Source organism: Bacillus sp. FSL R7-0672, from assembly GCF_038601465.1.
Taxonomy (GTDB): Bacteria; Bacillota; Bacilli; order Bacillales; family Bacillaceae; genus Bacillus; species Bacillus pumilus.
The window spans coordinates 242,080-265,650 of sequence record NZ_CP152010.1 but is presented as its reverse complement, the minus strand read 5'-3'; the positions used below and the strand labels follow the sequence as shown (position 1 = coordinate 265,650).

Here is a 23,571-nt window from a genome sequence, read left to right as displayed (position 1 = left end):
TCTCTTATTATGATCTCTCTATTGTCTACTAGATTTGTATGAATTTCAATTTCAGGTTACTTGTAAAAAAACTTTCTGACAAACAATATGATTCTTCTAACCATCCTTCTCATTTCTCCGATATAATAGAGAAAAAAAGACGGAGGTCATCGTATGCAAGGGGCTATCGCCTTGAAAAAGAAAATCGTCGTAGTCATCGCGTTTCTTCTTGCGTTGACAACTGCCTTGCCTTACCATTCGCAGGCAGCTGTACCGCCAAAAGAAACAGATGTCATCATCGTCTATAAAAACCAAAAAGGAAAGCAAACAGCTATTGAAGAAAGTGAAAAAGTGAACGCACAGTACATACATCTTCCCGCTGTCGCTGTGACAGCAGATGAACAAGCGGTCACGTCACTCAAAAAAGATCCAAACATCGCGTATGTCTCAAAAAACATAAAGGTCAAACTCGCTTCTTCTACGATGAAAAAAACCGCTGCCTCTACGAATCAGGATGCATTGGTTCAAAAATCTTACAACCTGCAAAAGCTGAATGTAAAGCAAGCGATAAAAGAAGGCGTCACGGGGAAAAATGTGAAGGTAGCCGTTTTAGATACTGGAATTTCTCCACATGAGGATTTAAAGATATCCGGCGGTAAATCATTTGTGAAGTACACAACTTCCTATAAAGATGATCAAGGGCATGGCACACATGTAGCAGGCACGATTGGTGCGCTCAATAACGATTATGGCACAGTCGGCGTCGCTTCTGGTGCGAAGCTATATGCTGTAAAAGTGTTAGATAAAAAGGGAGAAGGCGACTTGTACAGCCTGCTTCGAGGAATCGATTGGGCCATTAGCAACAAGATGGATATTATGAATTTAAGTCTAGGTTTTGAAGACAATATCCCTATTTTGCGTTCAGCAGTGGATGAAGCATACAAAAGAGGACTGCTTGTGGTCGCTGCAAGCGGGAATGATGGGAAGAAGAATCATATCAGCTACCCTGCCGCGTACAATAGCGTCATTGCCGTTTCTGCAACGACGGACAAAGACAAACTCGCGTCTATCTCAAATACAGGGAAAGGTATTGAATTTTCTGCCCCTGGTCAGAACGTCATCAGCACTTATTTAAAAAATGAATATTGGTATGCAACAGGTACATCACAAGCCACGCCGCATGTCACAGGCATGCTGGCACTGTTGAAGCAGCTTCACCCGAAGAAAACAAATGTTCAGCTTCGCACCTTATTACGCAGCTATACAGTGGATCTTGGCGCAAAAGGAAAGGATCCACAATTCGGCTATGGCCGCGTGCAATATATAGCACAATCAAGCTTTTTGAAGGCTGCGACTAGCGCTGTCAAAACAGCCGAAACTTCTAAAAAGCAGGCAGATGTCAATCAAGCCAAAACGAGAATTGGCCGACTCACTGCAAGTAAACCAAAAACAGCACTCACTGAACGGGTGAAAAAGGTACAAGGAACCATTGATATCCGCTTGGCACGTGCAAAGGTTCAAACAGCCGAAAAAAGCAAAACACAAGGCGCCATTAAAAGCGCACAAACGGCCATCAAAAAGTTAAACAAAGGTAAAGAAAAAACAAGCCTGCAAAATCGGCTCGACAAAGTCAAAAAACAAGTCGCCTATCAAAAGAAAGTGACAGACGCCAAACAAAAGGTCAAAAAAGCGGAAACCAAACGAACGAAGAAAACAAAAGCAGCAGCGCAAACCGCTGTCAAACAGCTAAAAGCTTCTAAAACGAAAACCAGTTTACAAAAACGATTAAACCGTATCAAGGTGTAACAGAAAAAACGATTCCTCGCTGAAAGGAATCGTTTTTTTATTTCAACAGCGGCGCAAACAAGCTGTGATGATATTTCCCTTCGACATCTGCCCTCACTTGATCGAGTATGCTTTCTAACGAAGCCATCACACCCTCTAATGCCCGGCGCACTGAACCTTGTTCAAAATCCGCCAAACTCTCCGGCAACTCATCTTCATCCAATACAAAAAAATCACCATTCGGAAGAACGAGAAGATCAACAATGAGGTCTTCAAACATGACCAGCTGGCCGTTGAACCATGTATTCCCTACAATATTAAAATAAGACCCAAGTTCCTTCCCTTGATCATCCCTCCAGAAGTAAATATTGTAAGGTCGATCCTTCCAATAATAGGCGGTCGTATAGCTCCCTTTTGGAATGGTCAGACTACCATCGCCTGCCCTCATCGTAAACGTGTCTTCAATCTTGTGAAAAAGTACAGCCAGCTGTCCCTGAACATCTAACAGCTGACACGTATGTTCCACAACCTTCTGATCGTATTTGATTTTTCTCTCGGTTACTTCATCCCACCGATCCGCATGTAGCGAAAACACCATGTCACAACTCCCTCTTGCATCTAGTTTCTCTCTTTCCAGTATACACCGATTTTTTTTTGAAAAAATAAAGGGTTGCTGCATTCACATATGGAAGACCTATGATGAGGTGAAATAAATGAACGGAATCTCGATTCTTGAGAACCTTACACAGCTTGGACAAATCATCCTCATTTTTTGTGGCTATGCCCTTTATTGGCGGCTGGTGAAAACAAAGAGAGAACGAAAGCTATCTCCTTATGAGCACATGTTAAAATTCTTTGTTATGTTCGGTTTAATCTCGTGGTTGGTATCATATTGGGCGCTTGTACTGTGGGCGTAAATTGAAAAAAGGAAGAGCTGTCCATTGGGGACGTGCTCTTCCTTTTATTACGCGTGATGTGATGAACCAGCCGGCTGTTCTTTTTGGATGACATATTGATAGCTTTTGACATGCGTCCCATTTTGATTCACAAATTCTTTATCTAGTGCACGCTCAAAGCCCATTCTTTCATATAGACGAATGGCAGCCTGCATTTTATCAGATGTATGAAGGTACAGAACATTTTCGCCCCATGATTGCGTGAGTTCAATACTTTTACGTAACAATGACTCTGCAATTCCTTTTCCCCTGACATCGGGATCTACTCCTAAAAACCGGACGATGGCTGATGTAATGCCCATTTCGGGTTTGTCATACGCTTGCTCTGATGACCGGAACATTTGAAGCGTCCCCACGACCTTACCTTCAAGCTCCGCCACAAGCATCAGCTCCATGTTCGGATTATCTACAGCTGCTGCAAGCGCAGCAGAATAATTTTGCCAGCCTTCCTCTGTAAATTGAGGTTCATATTGTGAATAGGACTTGATTAGTACTTGTCTGATCGCTTCATGATCTTCTTTGACTGCTTGACGAATGATCAGCTCTTGCTGCTCCATGTCAGCACCTCCTGCTCTCTATTGCTAGATATACGTATCATGCAAATACTGCATGTCGATGACCTTGTTCTTTTCTCTACTCATTCAATGTAAAGAGTCTCATTCGAAAGATCAATCATTTTGCACGGAATCCTCTTTGAAAATTTCCATTGAAAAGGAGCGCTTGATTCATTATGCTGTTTTGAGGAAGTATACGAGGAGTGTAATGATCATATGAGTTCTTTATCTTATCCCCAAGAATCGAAAAAAAACCGATTTCTCCTTGCTGCATTGCTTGGGTCTTTAACAGCCCTTGCACCGCTTGCAATGGATATGTATTTACCTGCTTTACCTAATATTGCACGTGATTTTGAAGCGAGCACGGCTTTGTCCCAATTAAGTCTGATGGCTTGTCTGATTGGACTGGCGCTTGGACAGCTGATTGCAGGTCCTATCAGTGATACGATCGGCAGAAGAAAACCGCTGATGATCGGCTTAATCATTTTTATCGCCGCATCCCTTTTATGTACGGTGGTCACGTCGATTTGGACGTTCATCCTCTTAAGATTGATTCAAGGGCTCGCTGGTTCAGCAGGCATTGTCATTGCACGAGCCATTGTGCGTGATCATTATGAAGGCTCAGAAATGACGAAATTCTTTGCACTGCTCATGTTGGTCAACGGGGTTGCTCCGGCAGCGGCACCTATCGTGGGCGGACAGATGTTACGCTTTACCACATGGCAGGGTGTATTTGTTCTATTAGGAATTCTCGGGGCCTTGATGCTGCTGAGATCCATTTTTTCACTTCAAGAAAGTTTACCTGCGGAGCGCAGACAGACAGGAGGCTTTCAACAGATTGTTGGTGCCATGAAAATTTTAGCGAGTGATCGTCTCTTTGTTGGGTATGCCCTCTCCCAAGGTCTTGTATTCGCAGCGATGTTTGCTTATATTTCTGGCTCACCGTTTGTGCTTCAGGAGCTTTTTCACCTTTCTCCACAAGGATTCAGTGCTGCCTTTGCGGTGAATAGTCTCGGGATCATCACGGCTGGACAAGTATTTGCCCGCGTCGCTGCTAAAATCGGCGAAGAGAAGGTTCTTCGCATTGGATTGCTGATAGCTGCCTTAGGCGGCGTCACCTTATTTTTGATGATCTCCATTGATGCAGGGTTGTATGGTATTCTCATTCCGCTCTTTTTTGTGGTCTCAAGCGTTGGAATTGTCGGCACCTCTGCCCCGTCTCTTGCGATGCAGCATCACGGCGCACATGCAGGAAGTGCAGCCGCACTCATTGGTGTGGCACAAATGCTGCTAGGCGCCTGCATGACGCCTCTTGTCGGACTAGCCGGAAGCCAAACAGCCTTTCCAATGGGTCTGATTATTATGCTTTGTGAACTAGGTGCACTTTGCTGTTATTTCTTCTTTGTGATTCGAGCGAAAAAAAGACCCGCATAAGCGGGTCTCAGATTGTTGACAAAGGGCTAAAATGATCTTGATTTTAGCCCTTTGTCTTCTTTTTATGGCTTGCTCCAATTGATGGTGCGGAACACATTGTTCTGGTCATTGTTGTGATATGCATCTAGGTCAAAGCCTGATAGTCCAAAACCAATTACCATTACAATTCCCCCGACAACGGTGAAGATGATCCCCCATTTGATGCATTGCTTTTTTAAATCATTCACATTCATATTCTCACGACCTTCTTTTTAAACATTCCCATGAATGCCTTAGTGGTTTGAACAGTCATTTGAACAAATAGCTTTGTCAAATACACCGTGCCCATGCCGCATAATAATCCGACACCTAATAGAAGAATACCAACGCCAATCTGCGTCACTACCACATGCAAACCGTCCTGAAAGATAAATGGAGAACCAATGATGCTCCAAAAACCTCCGAGCAGACCAACTAGCGTCATTGTACCTGTCACGAGCGGAATGCACCAAATCACCATATACACAGAAAGAATCAGCAGGAAGACTGTTGCTAGAATACTACCCCATAACGGAAAGCCTAAAATGAGGATGGAGAGCCTTGTGGCTTTTTCTCCAAACGTCGGCACCTGAACGGTTTTGATTCCTTGTTCCTTCAAAATCCCTTCAGCGATGATGGTAGGCTGCCCGACTTGATCGACCGCTTCCTGTTCACTGTATCCATCTTCCTGATAATCCTCGATCATTTCATCGTAATACTCGATGAAACGATCACTTTCTTTTTCGCCTAGACGATGCAGGTGCTTCTCTAAGCTGGCTAAAAATTCTTTTTTATTCATTGCCCTGTCCTCCAGAAATAAAGTCGTAAATCGCCATCACTTGATCCCATTCCGCTAAAAACTGCGCCATATGCTCACAGCCGCTTTTTGTCATCCGGTAGTATTTTCTTAATCGACTATTGTGTTCTTGGGAATAGGTCTCTACATAATTGTTTTGTTCTAACCGTTTTAATATCGGATATAATGTCGATTCTGAAATCTCAATACAATGGGACATATCTTTAATCATTTGATAACCATAGGAATCGCCTTTCTTTAATACCGCCAGTACACAGAATTCCAGCAACCCTTTTTTTAATTGTGCATTCATGATTACAACTCCTAACCATTTATACTATACATTACATAGTATCATGTGACAAGGGGTATCAAGTATAAAAAAAAGACCCTAATGGAATGGGGGAACTGACCCCATAAGATGAGACAAATAAAAAACACCTTCAAGTTTGAAAATGGATCGTTGTGATCCGAAATAAAACATGGAGGTGTTTTTTCTATGGGGACAAGAGTGAGTTATCCGGTTGAAGTCAAACAGAAGGCTGTAGAAATGAGATTGGCAGGCGTACCTATGAAAGAGATCATGCAGAAATTGAATATCAAGAATAAGACGCAGGTTCAGACATGGGTGAGGTGGCATAAGGCTGGGGATACACACCGGTTCGAACAGCCTGTTGGAAAACAATATACCTATGGAAAGGGTCCCGAGTACTCTTCCGAATTAGAGAGACTGCAGGCAGAAAATCGCTATTTGAGTCAACAGAATGAAGTTTTAAAAAAGTACAACGAATTGGAAAGGAAGTTGATAAGGAAACGTCAATCAAACTGGTAGAAGAATTGTGCAAAACGATGACGGTACAGGACATCTGTGTCCATTTAGGCATCTTACGTACTTCGTATTATAGATGGAAAAAGGATCTGACTCAGAATCATTCTAAAAGACAACTAGAGAAACAGGTCGGCACGTTGTGCCGAAAGCACAAATATCGATATGGTTATCGAAAAATCACAGCTATACTAAAAAGGAGAATGCGTATTAACCATAAAACTGTTCAACGTATCATGCAGAAAAACCAGTGGCAATGCCGGGTTAAAATGAAAAAGCGTAAGAAGAATGGGCAGCCCTATGCCGTGGCCGGTAATATACTGGATCGGAACTTTCAGTCTGATCGCCCTCTTGAAAAACTAGTAACGGACATCACGTATTTGCCTTATGGACAGAAACAATTGTACCTTTCCAGTATATTGGATTTATATAATGGAGAAGTGATTGCTTTTACGATTGGTGATAAGCAGGACACAGACTTTATCTTAAACACACTTAATCAGCTCCCAGCACTGCCTGAGAATTGCGTGTTACATAGCGATCAAGGTTCTGTGTATACATCTTACGAGTATCAGAAAGCTGTTCATATAAAAGGCATTACCATGAGCATGTCCCGTAAAGGGACGCCCGCTGATAATGCCTCCATCGAATCGTTTCATTCCTCACTAAAGTCTGAAACGTTCTATCTTAACAGGATTGACCGCACTACGACCAGCATCGTAGAACGCACTGTCAAAGAATACATTTATTATTATAACAACATTCGTATTCAAACGAAACTAAACAACCAATCACCGATAAACTATCGGCAATTGGCTGTATAAAGGTGTTTTGATCCCTGTCTCAAAAACGGGGGTCAGTCCCGGGGTCTTCTCGTTTTTATATATTCACAAATCCTTCTCCGAACACATCACGCACGTCATGGACAACAACGAATGCATCCCGATCAATTTTCTTGATGATTTTCTTTAGGCGCATAAGCTCTTGCTTTTGAATGACTGCATAGAGAATTTCCTTCGATTCCTTTGAATAATGACCGCGGCCATTTAAAATCGTCACGCCTCGATCCAAGGTGTGATTGATTTCTTCGGCAATATCATCTTTGCATGAAGAAATAATCGTTACTGCCTTTTTCGTGTTAAGCCCTTCTATCACGAAGTCCATCACCTTTGTTGCCACGTACAGCATCACAATCGTGAACATTAATTTTTCCGCACCAATAATAAAGTAGGAAGCAAATACGACGATCAGATCAAAGAACAAGATGGCGTAGCTCACGTTCCAGTCTAAATACTTGTTGGCAATTCTCCCGAGTATGGCAGAACCCGCCGTTGTACCGCCTGCTCTTAGCACAAGACCAATCCCAATTCCGATAATGATTCCTGCGAAAATGGCTCCAATGATCAATTCGTGAACATTCACGACCCATGTTGTGGTCAGGTGTAAAAATAGGGAGTTACTCGCGACGGCAACCACAGTATAAATCGTCGTCTTCTTGTCCAAATATTTATACCCCACAAGCAGCAGGATGGCATTAAACACTAGGTTCGTCAGCCATGGTGCAATTTCAAACAAATAATAGAAAATGATGGACAGCCCCGTTACACCGCCTTCACCAAATTCAAGCGGAATGACAAACATGTTCACTGCGGCGGCAAATAAAAAAGAACCAATTAGAATCATTGCGATATCTTTTACACATTTTTTCAATTTCTTCTTTCCTCCTTTTTTAAGCATATAAAAAACCCTCTTTCTGCACGAAAGAAGACAGTCGTTGAACAAAAAAAATCAAAAGACAGCGCCTTTTGACGAAGCTTTCTGAAATGAACCTTTCCATAATATATATCTCTTTTTAGAGGCTGTCAATGACTTGGTTTTCTATTATTTTGACTGCATGTTTATGCATGTAAACCCGCATGTTTTCAGGGTTTTTCCGCGGTCACATGCTTTTTCCTCTCCTTGACAAAAACACTTTAGTCATTTAAACTACTGCCTCATATCATATCCATCATTTCCGACTAAAAAGGAGGGTGTTCAATTCGATGAATCCTATTCAAAGCCGTTTACAGGCTCACGCACCTTTAATTTTAGACGGTGCACTTGCAACAGAGCTTGAACGAAAGGGCTGCAATTTAAACGACAGTTTATGGTCAGCCAAAATACTTATTGAACAGCCAGAATTGATTCAGCAAGTACACTTGGATTACTTCCAAGCCGGAGCTGACTGTGCCACAACAGCGAGCTACCAAACAACGATTGATGGCTTCGCTGAAAAAGGCTATTCAAAAGAAGAAGCCATTGAACTAATGAAACGATCTGTCACTTTAGCAAAAGAGGCACGCGATCTTTTTTGGCAAGATGAAGCGCGTCGTAAAGGGCGGACAAAACCATTTGTCGCAGGATCTGTGGGGCCATTCGGCGCTTATTTGTCTGATGGTTCAGAATATAAAGGAAATTACGGACTCACAGAGCAGGCACTCATTGATTTTCATAGACCAAGGATTCAAGCATTAGTAGAAGCTGGTGCAGATATTCTTGCGTGTGAAACGATCCCTTGTCTCATTGAAGCAACGGCCATTGCAAAGCTGCTGCAAGATGAATTCAGTGGTGTATCTGCTTGGATTACATTCAGCGCGAAGGACGACCTTCATATTAGTGAAGGAGATTTGCTCAGAGAATGTGTACAAGCACTGGAACCTTATGAACAGATCGCTGCTGTTGGTGTAAACTGTACGCCGCCGCAATTTATCTCTTCTCTCATTCAAGAGATGAAAAAGGGGACGAGCAAGCCGATTGTCGTGTATCCAAACTCAGGAGAATTATATGATCCTGAAGAAAAGGTATGGAGCGGAGATACGCCTCAGCATACATTCGGTGAATGTGCGCATCAATGGTATCAAGACGGCGCGCATATCATCGGCGGCTGCTGCAGGACAACCCCAGAAGATATTACGGACATCTTAAAACTAACCACATCATAGCATCATGAATCATCACACATACTTTTAAGCAAAAGGGCGGGAAGACATGGAACAAGCAAAAGATGAGTCACAACAATATCAACGAAAAATGACGAGCCGCCACCTGTTCATGCTTTCGCTAGGCGGCGTCATTGGAACAGGGCTCTTTTTAAGCTCTGGGTATACCATCAGTCAGGCCGGGCCTGCGGGAACGATTCTTGCCTATCTTGTCGGGGCATTAATTGTGTACCTCGTGATGCTCTGTTTAGGTGAGCTGTCTGTTGCAATGCCGGTTACAGGGGCATTTCATACGTATGCAACAAAATATATTGGACCCGGCACAGGCTACACAATTGCTTGGCTGTACTGGCTGACATGGACAGTCGCACTCGGATCGGAATTTACAGCGGCAGGGCTTTTAATGCAGCGCTGGTTCCCGGACACATCGGTTTGGATGTGGAGCGGCGTCTTTGCTCTTCTTATCTTTTTACTCAATGCGTTTACAGTTAAGTTTTTTGCAGAATCAGAGTTTTGGTTTTCCAGCATTAAAGTAATGGCTATTATTCTCTTTATTATTCTTGGCGGAGCTGCGATGTTTGGCTTGATTCCGTTAAAGGGCGGTGAGGCCGCTCCATTCTTTTCTAACTTCACCGGGGAAGGTGGACTTTTCCCAAACGGCTTTTTACCAATTTTAATGACGATGCTGGCCGTCAATTTCGCTTTTTCAGGTACGGAGTTAATTGGGATTGCTGCGGGTGAAAGCGTCAATCCTGACGAGACCATTCCAAGAGCGATTCGCACTACCGTACTGCGTCTTGTCTTGTTTTTCGTTGGAACAATCGTGGTCTTAGCCGGCTTGATCCCAGTGGAAGAAGCCGGGGTGATCAAAAGTCCATTTGTTGTGGTGTTTGATCACATCGGGATCCCATATGCCGCAGATTTCATGAATTTTGTCATTTTGACAGCGATCTTATCTGCCGCAAACTCTGGACTATACGCTTCATCCCGTATGCTCTGGTCACTTTCTGAGGAACGGACACTGCCTAAAAAACTGGCGAAGCTAACATCAAAAGGAATTCCTTTGAATGCACTGATTTTAAGTATGATCGGCGGGATTCTTTCTTTGTTATCAAGTGTCATCGCACCAGAAACGGTATACCTTGTCCTTGTTTCGATCTCAGGACTGGCCGTTGTGATCGTGTGGATGGGGATTGCTGCCTCACAATTTATGTTTCGGAAACGTTTTTTACAAGAAGGCGGACAGCTCCATGATCTTTCCTTTCGAACCCCGCTCTATCCAGTGGTTCCGATTGCTGCCTTCTTCCTGTGTCTTGCCTCTGTGATCGGCATTGCCTTTGATCCAAATCAGCGGATTGCCCTTATCTGCGGCATCCCTTTCATCGCGCTCTGCTATGCTGCCTATTATGTGACAACTTGGATTCAGAAAAAGCGTGAAGAACCTGGTGTATAACGCCAGGTTTTTTTCTATCAAAAACAGTTTGACAAAAAAGGATATCGCTAGTAAAAGAAGCACACTTTGGTATATGATAGGAATCTATGATTTTCAGGATGAACCAAGGGAGTTGTCACTAATATGGAAATGACCATTACAAGAGCATTAAGTGAACTGAAAATGTTAGACAAGAGAATCAACCGAACCGTTGATGAAGCCGTACTTGGTGGATTGATGATCGGGAAACATATACAGCACGGGTTTCAACATCAAGAAGACATCGAAAAGAAGGCGAAGGCTGATGACCAATCGATTCAAGCATTAATCAAGCGCCGGAATGCCATCAAATCAGCCATCGTTGTGTCTAATGCGACGACAACGATTGATGTTGCGGGTGTCAGCATGACGGTGGCAGAAGCGATTGAACGGAAGACGTCGATAGAATACGATATTCGTTATTTACGGAAATTGAAAAAGGTGTACACAGAGCTAGTAGACAAAGCAGAACAAACCAATGAAGATGTGAAGAAGAGGCTCGACCAGCATTTAGAAACCTTGTTTGGAAAAGACGGAAAAACACAAGCGGCTGCCAACCAAGAGATCGTCAAGTCGTTCCTCGCTGAAAATGAGGCGACGATCATCGATCCGCTTCGTCTTCGAGTGAAGATTGAAAAGCTTTCGACCGAGATTGAGGATTTTCAAATGGAAGTTGATTTTTCCTTGTCAGAAAGCAATACACTAACGAAAATACAGATCGATTAATCAATTTTGTTAGTGAGCCGAAAATCGATAGAACTAAACACCTCCGAGGGAAAGGTCATTCCCTCCTCATCTGATCATCTCTGGATGATCCTTGATAAAAGCTCAAAGCTGAAGGTTCAAGGATCAACGTTCAAGTGTAAAAGTTCTTATCCATCAAAGCTCAGAACTAAAAGGTAAACGCTCGATCGAATCTGGGAGTCACGGCTCATGAGTGTTTGTTTATCGACTCTTTCGGTTGCCGCCCAGCAGGTTTGCTAACAAAAAGAAAGGGATGTCACATGATGACATCCTTTTTTCTATGAAAAAAACGACAAGGCTTCAGCCAAGTCGTCTCCCCCAGCAGATTAGTTACGTAATGTATATGCCAAATGGTAAACACTTGTGACATTTGATGATAGCTTGATGTCATTTGAAGTGAACGTCACTGGAACGATATCATAGTAATGTGTAGACCAGCCTGCATTATTGTATGTAAGGTAGCCTGCACCTGAAGGAACTTGAATCGTTAGTGAAAATTGTCCATTTACGTCTGTTGTGCCTGTCGCTGTTTGAGCATATGATTTAATTGCTGCTTCAAAATAAAGCTGGATCGGCTGATTGGGCATGAGATTTCCACTTGTATCTTTTAGTGTTCCTTTAAAAGTAGCTGGATAATAAGAACCCACGCGATATTTACTGCCATAGCCGTAATTCACTAATCCACTATCGGCTGCTGTGACACTTGTTACTTGAACGGAAGCTGGTACTGCCCCTGTTTCCTCTGCATGTGCAAATGTTGGGAATACGAGAAGCAATGATAGAAAGAAAGCAAACATGATTTTTTTCATCGATAAATCCTCCTTTTTTTTCCTGCTATATTACTATCGACATTAATTGGTATTTTTCCAGTAACAAGCAAAAAAACTTCCCTTTTTTAGAAAGGGAAGTTCCAGATTGTTGACAAAGGGCTAAAATGATCTTGATTTTAGCCCTTTGTCTTCTTTTCAGCGTGATAGAAAACCTTTGTAGTCTAGGAAGGGCGAGCACAGGAGCGGAGCGAATTTGACATTCGTGAGCACCGGAGCACAGTCCTGACAACGAATGCGAGGGTTTGTCTACACGCTGAAACTTCCCTTCTTTAGAAAGGGAAGCTCTCCTCTTACTTTTTCACAACAACGACCTTCACCGCTTTGCTTTCTCTTTTTCTCACATCTGAAGCGGTCACATACAAGACCGTTTTGGCTTTTTGCGGTTTTATTTGGGCAGTAAATGCGCCCTTGTTATTTGTTTTTACCGTTTTGATGACTTTCTTTGATTTGTTTTTCACTTTAATCGTCAATCCTGCACCCGCAGTCCCTTTGACCGTTTTACTTTTGACCGTTACTTTGCCCACTTTCGGCTTAGCTGGTGCTTTGCCTTTTTTGACGACTGTTTTGAGCGTTGTAGCGGCCTTTCCTTTTGAAATCTTAATGTGAAGGACTTTGTTTTTGTTCTGATGCTTGATCTTCACACTAAAGGTTCCATTTTTGCCTGCTGTGCCTTTTCCAAGCAAGGTTTTGCCTCTATACACAGAAATAGCAGCGCCTGCCTTTGCTTTACCTGTCACCTTTTGATGCTGATCCTCCACTTTGCTGACAGATGCATTCAGTTCGACAGCACTTAAAGCAGCAAATGCATTCAGTCTGCCATGTCCTGTCATCCAATCGATCCCTGGAATTTTCGGATCGACAATTGGCTCATCGTTTTCATCATAGAAAACGTCATCTGTTCCATCAACAGACGTAAAAGAGATATTATCTGATGTGCTTTGCAAGATATTCCTTACTTGATTCGGCTTTAAGGTTGGATTTTTAGAAAGCAGTAATCCTGCTGCTGCTGCCACATATGGTGTCGCCATTGATGTCCCGCTCAGGTATGAGACATTCCCATCTGGCATTAAGCTTGGAATATCAGATCCTGGTGCAGACATGCTCAGTCCTTTACCATAGCTTGAGAATTCAGCGGCAATATCCATACGGTTGCTTGCACCAATGGCCATTGCGTACTTTGATGTCGCAGGATAGCCCATTTCTGGAACGCCATCATTTCCACTCGCAACGACCACTAGTACATTTCTTTGAGCCGCGTAGTTCATTGCATATTCAATTACCCGGCTGTAGTAGCCGCCAAGACTCATGTTGATGACCTTTGCGCCTTTATCCACTGCATGCTTGATTCCAAGTGCAATATGCTCTGTATCTCCAAAACCATAGGCATCCAGCACCTTCACCGGAATGATGCCCGTATGTTGGTTGAGACCTGCCATCGAGTAATAATTATCGGCTTTTGCGGCAATGATGCCAGCTACGTGCGTACCATGTCCATTGTCATCAATCGCATCTTTGTTTCGTCCAATGAGATTCGCACCTAAGTCCGTACGAACAGTCCCGCTTAAATCAGTCAAACGACTGTCTACACCTGTATCCACAACAGCAATCAATGTTTGCTTCATTTTGCTTGTACCAATCAGTGTGTTCATTTGTTCAAACTTCACATCAGCGCCTTTTTTCCCGCTGTTTTGCGCACTGTTTTTCAGGGGCCACTGGTATCCATACTGCACATCATTGCTCAGTGCACGATAGGTTTGAACAGGCTCCGCGAATTCAACATTCGGCATGCTGGACAGCTTTCTCGCAGTGCTTTTGATCACAGCTTTGCCTGCTTTTAAAGTCTTTCCAGCTGATTCTTGCCCTGCTGGCACATCATAGACATACATTCCTTTAAACAAAGGACTTACTGACTGCGATGTCACACGGTTTTCTTGGATTCCATAGCTTTTCATCTTCTTTTTCGCAGATTGAAGCGTTTGGCCATCCTTTAATTTAAAAATGATCTTATTCGTCTTCACTTTCTCTTCTTTTACAAGCTTTTGCTTCTCTAATACATAACCGATCGATTTTCCTTCAAGCTGATCGATTCCGATAAGTTGACTCACTGCTTCTAATTCCTTTTTTAAATAGGCAGGACTTGCCCCTTTGAGCATATCAAAAAGGGAACGGATCGCCTGTTGTTCTTTCTTTGTTACAATATGACCGCTAAATGCACCATTTTTCTCTACGTCATTTAGCAGTGACTTTAATGTCAGCAGATGATTGTATACCTTTTGCTGCTCATTTTTTTGTTTGATGAGTTTCGATTTGAGAAATGGCTTTGTTTTTTGAAGCACACGGCTCAGCTTCTGACCATTTGGTGTTTCATTAAAACGTTTATCTTCGATTGTACGAATCGATTGGAGAATTTCTCGCCCGTACTTTTTCTCAATAATAATGATACCAGGCTCATCGTCTTCAGGGAAAACGGGTTCAGAAGGCGGAAGGTTAGCTCCTTTATACCCGATTGTATAGGCCGCATCCTCTTCCTCATCACGGCTGTCTTCCTGCGACCCTAAGTAGAGCACTTTGACAAAGTAAGGACCTGACCATGCATGCGGGAAATCTACCTCTGTCTCTCCACTTGCAGTATCCACACGATATCTCGAATAAGTGTCATCCTTCATCGCTCTGTCTTTACTTGGATAGACCGATACGGATAATACTTGTTTACTTTTGACAGAAATTTTCATATGTGTATGTTTTGCCACCTCTTGTGCTGATGGCGTGATTTGGTACCATGACTCTTCCATTTCATTCTGTAATGTACCTGAGATGACTTCACCATTTTTTAACCCAATGGCTTCATTGACATTTGTTCCTTTACTGGCAGCTGCTGCCTCGTATCCAGGTAATGCCGCCATACAGAGAATGATGGCCATGAGTACGACCACACAAGATTTGACCTGCTTTTTGAACATGAAAAGACCCCCTTATCTTTTGTAATACCTTGGAAGAATATCACAGAAATGCATTTAGTAGAATCTGTTTTTTGCATAATTAAACTCGTTTTAAGCTAGGATTTGAGATAACAGACAGCAAGACGAATAGCTTCATAAACTTTTTGCCATTTCAAACGGAAAATGATGCTATTTAACCATGTCGAAAAGTACATTACAATCAACTTGTAAGCGCTTAACAAACAAGAGAGAAGGGATCAGCTTGTTCCAAAAAGATCATGTTTTCACACAGGTAAACGGACGATCAAAGAATGAGATTTTACAATACATTGCCGAGAAAGCTGAAGACCTTCAGATTACAAACGATCAGGCGGGGTTATTATCAGATTTGTTGATTCGCGAAGACGAAGTCTCAACAGGACTTCAACAAGGCTTCGCCATTCCTCATACAAAAAGCTCCGCTGTACAAACGGCTTCACTTCTTTTTTTAGAGCTAGAACAACCGATTGAATGGGGCAGCTTTGACGATTTACCCACAAGTTATTTATTTACACTGCTCGTTCCATTAGAAGAAGCAAATGTCACACACTTGAAATTACTGTCAGGGATTGCGACAAGCCTCATGGAACCGGCTTTCATCGAAAAAATACAACCAGGTCAAACCGCTGATTATTATTACGAAGTCATTGAACAACAATTGAAAGAGGGGATTACACAATGAAAATTGTCGGTGTCACTTCATGTCCAGCAGGGTTAGCTCATACACCAATGGCAGCAAAGGCGTTAGAAAATGCGGGTAAACAGCTCGGTCACGAGATCAAAATCGAGCAGCAAGGGATTATGGGACAGGTAAATGGCATTACCGCAGAGGAAGCAAAGCAGGCAGACCTCTGCATCATTGCCTCCAACCAGCACATCAACGATGCGGAACGTTTCTCAGCCATTCCCACAGTACGTGTCGAGATTGGACGCGCATTAAAAAATGCCGAGCAAATCATCACAAAAGCTGTAGCACTTGTTGAAAAGAAAAAATCTGAATCTCAATAAACGTGAGCAATGCCATATAGAAAGGAGCAAAGCAAAATGAAAGCAAAATTAAAAGTCATTGAAGGCCATCTCATGACCGGTATTTCTTATATTCTTCCTGTAATCATTGGCGCCTCCCTTATCGTTGGTTTAGCCAAACTAGTCGGATTAGGATTTGGTGTTTCAGATTTAAACGCCTATAAGGATGCTGGCGGCATTTTACACGGCGCCTATTTAATGGAGCAGGTTGGCTGGACAGGCATTGGGTTAATGAACGTCCTGCTCGCTGGATTTATCGCCTATTCGATTGCGGATAAATCAGGGCTTGCAGCCGGCTTCATCGGCGGTGCCCTTGCCAGCTCAACGAATGCTGGATTTATCGGTGCCGTTATTGCAGGCTTCTTCGCAGGATATGTCGCTCTTTTTGTGAAACGGAAAATTCAAATTAAAGGCTCCGCAGCCGGACTTGTTCCTCTGCTCATCTTACCGCTTATTACCGTTGGCTTAACTGGACTTCTCATGTCCGTTCTGCTGGGCGGGCCTTTAGGCGCTTTGAACACGGCATTAATTGAATGGATCAAAGGTATGGTCGCTAACGGGACAAGCACACTCGCACTCGCTCTCATTTTAGGTGCGATGATTGGCTTTGATCTTGGCGGACCAGTGAATAAATCTGCTTGGATGGCCGGTAACGCGCTCTTCCTATCAGGCGTCTACCTCCCTGCCATTCTCGTCAATATTGCGATTGTCATTCCGCCGCTTGGATACGGGCTTGCGACACTGATTCGAAAACGCAACTTCTCTCCAACCTTTAGAGAAGCCGGACGTGGCGGCCTTGTCATGGGCATTATCGGTATTACAGAAGGAGCGATCCCTTTTACCCTTGTCAATCCTTTGAAATTGATTCCGCTGAATGTCGTCGCTTGTGCTGCTGGAAGCGGGGTCGCTGCATTATTAGGTGTTCATGACATCATGCCGCCAATTGGTGGACTATATGGCTTCTTCTCAGTTGGAAACTGGTGGGCTTATTTAATCGGTGCCCTTACTGGCGCACTCGTCATCGGTATTGGTGCCAACCTGCTTGTGAATTTCTCTGAGAAAAAAGAACCAAAAACACCTGAGCATGATCAGAAGCAGAAAGAAGAAGACGATTTTGACCTTGTACTAGAAGGATAATTTGCACATAGAAAGGTGTCGTTGATCAATGACTGTCAATGTACATGTGATTCCACATACTCACTGGGACCGGGAATGGTATTTCACCACCTCCCGCTCCCGTATCTACTTAATGAAAAGCGTAATGGACATTTTAGACACCCTTGAAACAGATGACAGGTTCCATTACTTCATGCTCGATGCTCAGGCATCCTTATTGGATGATTACTTGAAATGGCGTCCTGAGGATGAGAGTCGAATCAAAAAGCTCGTCACAGCCAAACGTCTCATCATCGGCCCATGGTATACCCAAACCGACCAGCTCGTCATTTCAGGTGAATCGATTGTACGGAACCTGCAATACGGGATTGAACGCTGTCAACAGTTCGGTCATGTGATGAAAGTCGGCTATGTCCCTGATTCCTTCGGTCAATCCGCGCAAATGCCTCAAATTTACCGCGGATTCGGCATTGTGGATACAGCTTTTTGGCGCGGCGTTTCAGACCATATGACGAATCACACTGAATTCAATTGGCAAGGTGCTGACGGCAGTGAAGTCTTTGCGGTAAACCTGCCATTTGGCTACTACTACGGTGGAAATATTCCTGAAAAGGATGAGGACTTACAAGCCTTTTTATCTGAAAAAATCGGTGCGCTGCAAGCAAAGGCAACCACAAAGAATGTCTATTTCCCAAATGGCTTTGATCAGGCACCGATCCGCAAAAACCTGCCTGACTTATTAGAAAAAGCCAATGAACTTGACGAGCACCACTATCAAATCAGCAGTTTAGAAGATTACATTGCAGCAGTGAAAAAAGAGCGAACGTCTTTTGAAACTTTAGAAGGAGAGCTCATTCATGCGAAGCATATGCGGATTCACAAATCTATTTTTTCAACACGAGCTGATTTAAAAATCTTAAACAATCAAATTGAAAACTATCTCGTCAATGTGATGGAGCCTATCCTCACGATCAGCTATTCACTCGGACACGACTATCCGCATGATACGGTTCGTGATATTTGGTACCTCATGTTTGAAAATGCAGCGCATGACAGCATTGGCGGATGTAATAGTGATACGACGAATCAAGATGTCTTCTTCCGCTACAAACAGGCAAAGGAAATCGCCGAGAATCTTGTGGACTTACACATGCGCCTCATCGCTATTCGACTGCAAACTGAGCAAGACATCACACTTACGTTATTTAATACATTGCCTTCAAAGCGTTCTGAAGTCATTGAAGTCGAAACCTTTATCACGGAACGTCCATTTACGCTAAAAGATGCACATGGGAGAACGCTTCAGTATACAGTGAAAAACAAAACCGATGTCACAGATTATGTGCTGGCACAGCAAATTTCTCTTAACCCAAGTAAAGAAGTGTACATGCCAAAACAAGTATGGAAAGCCGTTTTACTGATCGAAGCCACCAGCTTACCATCCGTTGGTTATACACAAGTCAGCATGGTTTTCGATGAATCAAGCGAATCTGCATGGGAACAAACAGAAGGACGCGCGATTGAAAATACGTATTACCGCATTGCGGCAAATGACAACGGATCGCTGGAGATCACTGATAAACAAACAGGCCGGACATTCTCTGAGCAAATGATCTTTGAAGACAATGGAGACGACGGGGATTCCTACAACTATTCCCCGCCGCGTGAGGATCTGTATGTGTCATCCAAGGATCTTTCTTCGGCAGACATCACAGTGTCTAAAAGCGGCTTGCAGGAAGAGCTCACCGTCCAGCTTACTCTTACTGTCCCTTATGACTTAGAAGAGCGCTCTCAGCAATCAGTCACGACTTCACTCCCAATCACAGCGAAGGTAGCATTAAACAAAGATGAGCCTGTCATCCGTTTTCATGTCGATGTCGACAATCATGCGTTAGACCATCGTCTGCGTGTCCTCTTTGATACAGGCATCGCATCAAAGGTATCACTGAGCGATCAGCAGTTTGGAACCATCGAACGCCCAACAGAGCTCACGCAAGAGCTTGAATGGTGGAGCAATGAACATTGGGAAGAAAAACCGATCACCATTGAACCGATGCAATCCTTTACTGCACTTCGTGATGAAGCATACGGTGTCGCTCTGTTGACGGACTGCGTGAGAGAATATCAGATCACAGGAGAAGGCTACACAACGATTGCGTATACGCTTTTCCGTTGTTTCGGAAAAATGGGGAAAGAAAATCTTCTTTACCGTCCAGGACGCGCATCTGGCGAAAAAATTGTTGAGACACCTGACGCTCAGCTACAAGGTGCACTGTCGTTCTCATTTGGCATGCATTATAGCAAGGATGCTGTCAGCGAGGGGCACTTAGCGCAGCTTGCCAAGCGGTATACAACGCCAGTTCAATGCTACGAACGGGCAGACTTTTTAAACGGTCGTTTAATTTTCTCTTTCCGAGATGAAAAAGAAGACTTACAATCTACTTATAGCCTGCTTGACATTGAGACAGACGGAGCCATTCTAAGCGCTCTGAAAAAAGAAGAGCATGGAACAGGCATTGTCATCCGTCTCTTCAATCCATATTTAGCTCGTCAAACAGCCGCTTCAATCAATAGTTCATCTCTACAACACGGAGAAACAGCGAATTTAGGCGAAACACCTGAAGGACATATACTCAAAGCACAGCATGGATCATTACACATTGAACCGCTCACACCTTGTCAGGTACAAACCTACATTGTAAAGAAAAAATGAACATGTAGGGGCGGGGTCCATTTGGATTCCGCCCCTCTTTAATGGAGGGCATTGATCATGAGAATTGGAGGCATTGAAGCAGGCGGAACAAAATTTGTCTGCGGCTACGGAACAACAGATGGAACGATTGAACACATGACTTCCTTTGCAACAGGAAACCCAATTGAAACATGCCAGCAAGTGATCGATTACTTTACAAAGCATCCTGTCGATGCCATTGGCATTGGGGCATTCGGGCCTGTCGATGTAAAAGAGCACAGCCCAAGCTATGGGACGATTTTAGAGACACCCAAAACAGCCTGGCGTCAATTCCCTTTCCTCTCTACCTTAAAACAAGCCCTTGGGCTCCCGATGAAGCTTGATACCGATGTGAACTGTGCAGCACTCGGAGAAGCCCGCTTTTCAGTTGAAGCAGAAAAACCGGCATCTTTGGTCTATATCACTGTTGGAACTGGAATAGGCGGCGGTGCCTATATTGAACACCGCCTCATTCACGGGTTGCTGCATCCAGAAATGGGTCATATCACAGTGCAGCGGCACCCTCATGATTCCTACGGTGGCTGCTGCCCTATACACCTTGACTGTTTAGAGGGACTGGCATCAGGACCTGCCATAGAAGGGCGCTATCATACACTGGCACCCATGCTGCCAGAGGATCATCCTGCCTGGTCACTTCATGCCTACTATCTCGGGCAGATGACCGCCAATTTATTACTCACCCTTTCGCCAGAGCGCATCATTCTCGGCGGAGGTGTGATGAAACAGCCCGCTATGCTGCCGCTCATTCTTGATGAAACAGAAAAACGGCTTCATGGGTATTTGCAACTGCCAAAGCCTTTAAATGAAATTATCACCAAGCCATCCTTTGATGGATTATCAGGTTTAATGGGCGCTATCGCTCTTGGTAATGATGCCTTACAGGCGCAAGGAGCCGCGCAATGATGATGACGGCAGATCCTCGAACCTATCAGCTGATTCAGCGGCTATTTGAAACGAAGGGGTTCGTGAAGCTGGAGGAGCTTACTGCCTCTTTTCGCTTATCTGACCGCTCCATCCGCAATTTAATTAAAGAAGCAAATGAGCAGTTAAAGGAAGCTGGAGCCAAGATTAAAACGATCCGCGGAAAGGGATACACCCTATTAACGAGTGATCAAGACGCCTTCCTGCTTTGGCTTCATCAACAAAAGCTTCCTGCCCGCTCTCTCGTCCCCGTCATGCCAGAAGAGCGTGTACGATTTATGATGAGAAAGCTATTGCTTCAACCGGATTACTTAAAAATTGACCAGTTGGCTGAAGAACTGTTCATCAGCCGCATGACGGTCAGCAGTGATTTAAAAAAAGGACGAGAGCTGTTAGCCCGTTACGGTATGACCCTTGTGTCAAAGCCTGGATTTGGTTTGAAAATTGAAGGGGAAGAGTTGCAAAAAAGAACATGCTATGCAGACTTACTCCTTGAAGAAGAGCCTGCACTTTCTCATATCACAGAGCGGGAGCAGCTCCATTTTCCCGATATTTCTCTTGAAACCATTCGATCGATTGTCCTGACGAATCTGCATCAAGAGTCATTGCTCATTAAAGACATTGCCTTAAAAAACTTAGTCATTCATTTAGCGATTGCGATTCAGCAGACACGAAAAAACCAGCGGATACCTGCCAGTACCACTCGTACACAACGATCACCCGTCTTGATGAGAATTGCCCAAAAGATCATACAGCAGGTGAGTGACACCTTTCATGTCACCTTATCAGAGGATGAAACAGATTACTTAGTCATGCATCTATTGGCAAATCAAACGTGGAAAGAAACCGCCCAGCATCAGACGACAGTGGAAGTTCAGCAGGCGGTTGCGGTCTTTCTACAGCACATTGAGAAAATGAGCGGTCAGCGCTTTGCAGAGGACAACATCCTGCAGCAAGACTTGATGCTTCATATGAAGCCATTATTAAATCGAATCCAATATGGCGTATCCTTACAAAATCCGCTTTTGCATGAGATCAAAGCGTCCTATCCATACCCGTTTGATTTGGCTGTCAGCGGGCTGAATGCCTTACAGCTGGTGCGGACGCCAAATGAAGATGAGGCAGCATATGTTGCCCTGCATATCGCCGCTTCATTTGAAAGAAGTCAGCTCGATACCTCGCAAAAAAAGAAAGCCATTATCGTGTGCGGGTCTGGATTAGGGACGGCAAGACTACTTGAAATTAAATTAAAGGCAGCCTTTCAGCACGAGCTGGACATCGTCGAGCTGTATTCCTATCAGGATTATCTCATGAGCACCATCCTGCCCTGTGATGTCATCATTACAACCGTCCCACTCGCATCAAAGGGAAAACCAGTGATACAGGTCAGCGCCTTTTTTGAACATCATGATGTACAGCGGGTGAATGAAGTCATTCATTTATTAAATGGACACGGGACTCCCTCGAAAGAACTGATGGCGTTTTTTCAAGAACGATTGACCTTATTGAATGCTGACCTATCCAGTAAGGACGAGGTATTAGACACACTATGCAGCCGTTTAGAAACGTATCAGCTAGTATCGTCATCTTTTCGGTCCTCGGTGCTTGAGCGGGAGCAAATGTCGTCTACCTATCTTGGAAGAGGAATTGCCATGCCGCACCCGCTCATCACAAATGAAGGCACATCCTGCGTAGCCATCGCACACTTAAAACAGCCAATTGACTGGCAGGGAGACCAAGTATCACTTGTCTTTTTATTAGCCATTCATAAAGATGACGCAGCCTGCATGAATCAATTCTTTGAACAGGCCGTCGATTTACTGGACAATCCAAACCGCATTCACTCCCTGAATCAATCGAAAACATATGATGAGCTGATGGATGCGTTGTTTCAATAAGATCAAACAAAAGGCCGCCCAGCTATTGATGAGGCGGCCTTCGTGTGATTGAGAATCATCAATCGTATATGACATTTTTTCCTTCTTCACTTAATTTCTTTAAAGAGCTCAGCATATGATCGATTTCTTCATCGGAATGTCTTTCCCATGAACCTAATTCTGCGACGATTTTCAAAGGGGATTTCGACCGATAAGAACGTGTGGGGTTACCCGGAAATTTTTTGTCAGTCAAATTCGGATCATTTTCAAACTCGCCTAATGGTTCTACAAGATAAATTCTCTCTTTCGCATCAGATCTTGCTAATTCAGCACCCCACTTGGCTGCGTTTAATGTTCCGGTGAAATAGATATGGTTTGATTTTTGATCTTGATAATTCGATAAATACTGCGGTTCAAGCAGATCTCCAATCTTCAATTCCGCTTTCGTCCCATGAAAAAACGGGCCAGGATCTAAAACTTGTTGCTTGTCATTCATATAGCCGCACCCCTTATCGTTTTTGACTTGCGTA

General features: G+C 43.7%; 22 protein-coding genes. 13 read left to right on the top strand and 9 right to left on the bottom strand.

Features of this window, described 5'->3' with window-relative positions; all coding sequences use genetic code 11:
• Positions 1 to 171 precede the first annotated feature (171 nt).
• Positions 172 to 1,785, top strand: coding sequence for a S8 family serine peptidase (locus MKY18_RS01480; RefSeq protein WP_340908647.1), 1,614 nt, complete (start codon positions 172 to 174; stop codon positions 1,783 to 1,785).
• A gap of 37 nt (positions 1,786 to 1,822) precedes the next feature.
• Here MKY18_RS01480 and MKY18_RS01475 read toward each other — a convergent pair whose 3' ends face one another.
• Positions 1,823 to 2,362, bottom strand: coding sequence for a DUF402 domain-containing protein (locus MKY18_RS01475; RefSeq protein WP_207802147.1), 540 nt, complete (start codon positions 2,360 to 2,362; stop codon positions 1,823 to 1,825).
• A 115-nt stretch (positions 2,363 to 2,477) separates the two neighbouring features.
• On the opposite strand from MKY18_RS01475, the gene MKY18_RS01470 reads away from it, so the two are divergent.
• The gene (locus tag MKY18_RS01470; protein WP_044139216.1) at positions 2,478 to 2,681 is read left to right on the top strand and encodes a hypothetical protein; all 204 of its coding nucleotides are present in this window, start codon (positions 2,478 to 2,480) and stop codon (positions 2,679 to 2,681) included.
• Between the two features lie 47 nt (positions 2,682 to 2,728).
• Here MKY18_RS01470 and MKY18_RS01465 read toward each other — a convergent pair whose 3' ends face one another.
• Entirely contained in the window at positions 2,729 to 3,277 is a 549-nt protein-coding gene (locus MKY18_RS01465) for a GNAT family N-acetyltransferase (RefSeq protein ID WP_044139215.1), read from the bottom strand.
• 213 nt (positions 3,278 to 3,490) lie between these two features.
• Between MKY18_RS01465 and MKY18_RS01460 the strand changes: the two genes are divergently transcribed.
• Positions 3,491 to 4,708: a multidrug effflux MFS transporter gene (locus MKY18_RS01460; protein ID WP_065098717.1), complete on the top strand. Its 1,218-nt coding sequence runs from the start codon at positions 3,491 to 3,493 to the stop codon at positions 4,706 to 4,708.
• A 62-nt stretch (positions 4,709 to 4,770) separates the two neighbouring features.
• Here the strand turns inward: MKY18_RS01460 and MKY18_RS01455 are convergent, their stop codons facing one another.
• Genes MKY18_RS01455 through MKY18_RS01445 form a run of 3 tightly spaced genes read right to left on the bottom strand, consistent with a single transcriptional unit; the run spans position 4,771 to position 5,835 of the window.
• A complete protein-coding gene (locus MKY18_RS01455; protein ID WP_181462024.1) occupies positions 4,771 to 4,941 on the bottom strand; it encodes a hypothetical protein in 171 nt (56 codons plus the stop codon).
• Positions 4,938 to 5,525 carry a DUF1700 domain-containing protein gene (locus tag MKY18_RS01450; RefSeq protein WP_065098716.1) on the bottom strand — a complete coding sequence of 196 codons (588 nt, stop codon included), beginning with the start codon at positions 5,523 to 5,525 and terminating at the stop codon, positions 4,938 to 4,940. The genes MKY18_RS01455 and MKY18_RS01450 overlap by 4 nt, the downstream gene beginning before the upstream one ends.
• The gene (locus MKY18_RS01445) at positions 5,518 to 5,835 is read right to left on the bottom strand and encodes a PadR family transcriptional regulator (RefSeq protein ID WP_342497672.1); all 318 of its coding nucleotides are present in this window, start codon (positions 5,833 to 5,835) and stop codon (positions 5,518 to 5,520) included. Before MKY18_RS01445 ends, MKY18_RS01450 begins: the two co-directional genes overlap by 8 nt.
• Before the next feature lie 186 nt (positions 5,836 to 6,021).
• On the opposite strand from MKY18_RS01445, the gene MKY18_RS01440 reads away from it, so the two are divergent.
• Positions 6,022 to 7,172 (top strand): IS3 family transposase gene (locus MKY18_RS01440; RefSeq protein ID WP_106030396.1). Its coding sequence is split into 2 segments (ribosomal slippage): positions 6,022 to 6,295 and positions 6,295 to 7,172, totalling 1,152 coding nucleotides; the frame shifts between segments, so codons are not numbered across the junction.
• 55 nt (positions 7,173 to 7,227) lie between these two features.
• Here MKY18_RS01440 and MKY18_RS01435 read toward each other — a convergent pair.
• On the bottom strand, positions 7,228 to 8,058 hold the full coding sequence (locus MKY18_RS01435) for a YitT family protein (RefSeq protein WP_034320763.1): 831 nt from the start codon (positions 8,056 to 8,058) through the stop codon (positions 7,228 to 7,230).
• Positions 8,059 to 8,390: 332 nt separating this feature from the next.
• Here MKY18_RS01435 and mmuM point away from each other — a divergent pair, with 332 nt between their 5' ends.
• From mmuM to MKY18_RS01420, 3 genes are all read left to right on the top strand, one after another.
• Positions 8,391 to 9,329, top strand: coding sequence for a homocysteine S-methyltransferase (gene mmuM, locus MKY18_RS01430; protein WP_044139212.1), 939 nt, complete (start codon positions 8,391 to 8,393; stop codon positions 9,327 to 9,329).
• A gap of 46 nt (positions 9,330 to 9,375) precedes the next feature.
• Entirely contained in the window at positions 9,376 to 10,779 is a 1,404-nt protein-coding gene (mmuP, locus tag MKY18_RS01425) for an S-methylmethionine permease (protein ID WP_065098714.1), read from the top strand.
• 123 nt (positions 10,780 to 10,902) lie between these two features.
• Positions 10,903 to 11,523 (top strand): hypothetical protein, encoded by a 621-nt coding sequence (locus tag MKY18_RS01420; RefSeq protein ID WP_003216967.1) that lies wholly within the window; start codon positions 10,903 to 10,905, stop codon positions 11,521 to 11,523.
• 344 nt (positions 11,524 to 11,867) lie between these two features.
• Here the strand turns inward: MKY18_RS01420 and MKY18_RS01415 are convergent, their stop codons facing one another.
• Positions 11,868 to 12,350 (bottom strand): hypothetical protein, encoded by a 483-nt coding sequence (locus tag MKY18_RS01415; protein ID WP_044139209.1) that lies wholly within the window; start codon positions 12,348 to 12,350, stop codon positions 11,868 to 11,870.
• Positions 12,351 to 12,661: 311 nt separating this feature from the next.
• Entirely contained in the window at positions 12,662 to 15,331 is a 2,670-nt protein-coding gene (locus MKY18_RS01410; protein WP_342487990.1) for a S8 family serine peptidase, read from the bottom strand.
• A 178-nt stretch (positions 15,332 to 15,509) separates the two neighbouring features.
• Between MKY18_RS01410 and MKY18_RS01405 the strand changes: the two genes are divergently transcribed.
• Genes MKY18_RS01405 through MKY18_RS01380 form a run of 6 tightly spaced genes read left to right on the top strand, consistent with a single transcriptional unit; the run spans position 15,510 to position 23,062 of the window.
• Positions 15,510 to 16,031, top strand: coding sequence for a PTS sugar transporter subunit IIA (locus MKY18_RS01405; RefSeq protein ID WP_342487988.1), 522 nt, complete (start codon positions 15,510 to 15,512; stop codon positions 16,029 to 16,031).
• Positions 16,028 to 16,357 (top strand): fructose PTS transporter subunit IIB, encoded by a 330-nt coding sequence (locus tag MKY18_RS01400; protein WP_185108604.1) that lies wholly within the window; start codon positions 16,028 to 16,030, stop codon positions 16,355 to 16,357. The genes MKY18_RS01405 and MKY18_RS01400 overlap by 4 nt, the downstream gene beginning before the upstream one ends.
• Before the next feature lie 36 nt (positions 16,358 to 16,393).
• On the top strand, positions 16,394 to 17,512 hold the full coding sequence (locus tag MKY18_RS01395; RefSeq protein ID WP_065098710.1) for a PTS fructose transporter subunit IIC: 1,119 nt from the start codon (positions 16,394 to 16,396) through the stop codon (positions 17,510 to 17,512).
• Positions 17,513 to 17,540: 28 nt separating this feature from the next.
• The gene (mngB, locus tag MKY18_RS01390) at positions 17,541 to 20,204 is read left to right on the top strand and encodes a mannosylglycerate hydrolase (protein ID WP_065098709.1); all 2,664 of its coding nucleotides are present in this window, start codon (positions 17,541 to 17,543) and stop codon (positions 20,202 to 20,204) included.
• Positions 20,205 to 20,261: 57 nt separating this feature from the next.
• Positions 20,262 to 21,146 carry an ROK family protein gene (locus tag MKY18_RS01385; RefSeq protein WP_185108608.1) on the top strand — a complete coding sequence of 295 codons (885 nt, stop codon included), beginning with the start codon at positions 20,262 to 20,264 and terminating at the stop codon, positions 21,144 to 21,146.
• Positions 21,143 to 23,062 (top strand): BglG family transcription antiterminator, encoded by a 1,920-nt coding sequence (locus MKY18_RS01380; RefSeq protein WP_185108610.1) that lies wholly within the window; start codon positions 21,143 to 21,145, stop codon positions 23,060 to 23,062. Before MKY18_RS01385 ends, MKY18_RS01380 begins: the two co-directional genes overlap by 4 nt.
• Before the next feature lie 58 nt (positions 23,063 to 23,120).
• Here MKY18_RS01380 and arr read toward each other — a convergent pair whose 3' ends face one another.
• Positions 23,121 to 23,537, bottom strand: coding sequence for an NAD(+)--rifampin ADP-ribosyltransferase (arr, locus tag MKY18_RS01375; RefSeq protein ID WP_065098706.1), 417 nt, complete (start codon positions 23,535 to 23,537; stop codon positions 23,121 to 23,123).
• Between the last annotated feature and the right edge of the window lie 34 nt (positions 23,538 to 23,571).

Bases quoted from the DNA above. Each gene is read 5' to 3' on its own strand.
- MKY18_RS01475 (WP_207802147.1), bottom strand. From the start codon at position 2,362: ATGGTGTTTTCGCTACATGCGGATCGGTGGGATGAAGTAACCGAGAGA.
- MKY18_RS01420 (WP_003216967.1), top strand. From the start codon at position 10,903: ATGGAAATGACCATTACAAGAGCATTAAGTGAACTGAAAATGTTAGAC.
- MKY18_RS01470 (WP_044139216.1), top strand. From the start codon at position 2,478: ATGAACGGAATCTCGATTCTTGAGAACCTTACACAGCTTGGACAAATC.
- mmuP (WP_065098714.1), top strand. From the start codon at position 9,376: ATGGAACAAGCAAAAGATGAGTCACAACAATATCAACGAAAAATGACG.
- MKY18_RS01445 (WP_342497672.1), bottom strand. From the start codon at position 5,835: ATGAATGCACAATTAAAAAAAGGGTTGCTGGAATTCTGTGTACTGGCG.
- MKY18_RS01415 (WP_044139209.1), bottom strand. From the start codon at position 12,350: ATGAAAAAAATCATGTTTGCTTTCTTTCTATCATTGCTTCTCGTATTC.
- MKY18_RS01410 (WP_342487990.1), bottom strand. From the start codon at position 15,331: ATGTTCAAAAAGCAGGTCAAATCTTGTGTGGTCGTACTCATGGCCATC.
- MKY18_RS01385 (WP_185108608.1), top strand. From the start codon at position 20,262: ATGAGAATTGGAGGCATTGAAGCAGGCGGAACAAAATTTGTCTGCGGC.
- MKY18_RS01460 (WP_065098717.1), top strand. From the start codon at position 3,491: ATGAGTTCTTTATCTTATCCCCAAGAATCGAAAAAAAACCGATTTCTC.
- arr (WP_065098706.1), bottom strand. From the start codon at position 23,537: ATGAATGACAAGCAACAAGTTTTAGATCCTGGCCCGTTTTTTCATGGG.
- mmuM (WP_044139212.1), top strand. From the start codon at position 8,391: ATGAATCCTATTCAAAGCCGTTTACAGGCTCACGCACCTTTAATTTTA.
- MKY18_RS01450 (WP_065098716.1), bottom strand. From the start codon at position 5,525: ATGAATAAAAAAGAATTTTTAGCCAGCTTAGAGAAGCACCTGCATCGT.
- MKY18_RS01380 (WP_185108610.1), top strand. From the start codon at position 21,143: ATGATGATGACGGCAGATCCTCGAACCTATCAGCTGATTCAGCGGCTA.
- MKY18_RS01465 (WP_044139215.1), bottom strand. From the start codon at position 3,277: ATGGAGCAGCAAGAGCTGATCATTCGTCAAGCAGTCAAAGAAGATCAT.
- mngB (WP_065098709.1), top strand. From the start codon at position 17,541: ATGACTGTCAATGTACATGTGATTCCACATACTCACTGGGACCGGGAA.
- MKY18_RS01400 (WP_185108604.1), top strand. From the start codon at position 16,028: ATGAAAATTGTCGGTGTCACTTCATGTCCAGCAGGGTTAGCTCATACA.
- MKY18_RS01455 (WP_181462024.1), bottom strand. From the start codon at position 4,941: ATGAATGTGAATGATTTAAAAAAGCAATGCATCAAATGGGGGATCATC.
- MKY18_RS01405 (WP_342487988.1), top strand. From the start codon at position 15,510: ATGTCGAAAAGTACATTACAATCAACTTGTAAGCGCTTAACAAACAAG.
- MKY18_RS01395 (WP_065098710.1), top strand. From the start codon at position 16,394: ATGAAAGCAAAATTAAAAGTCATTGAAGGCCATCTCATGACCGGTATT.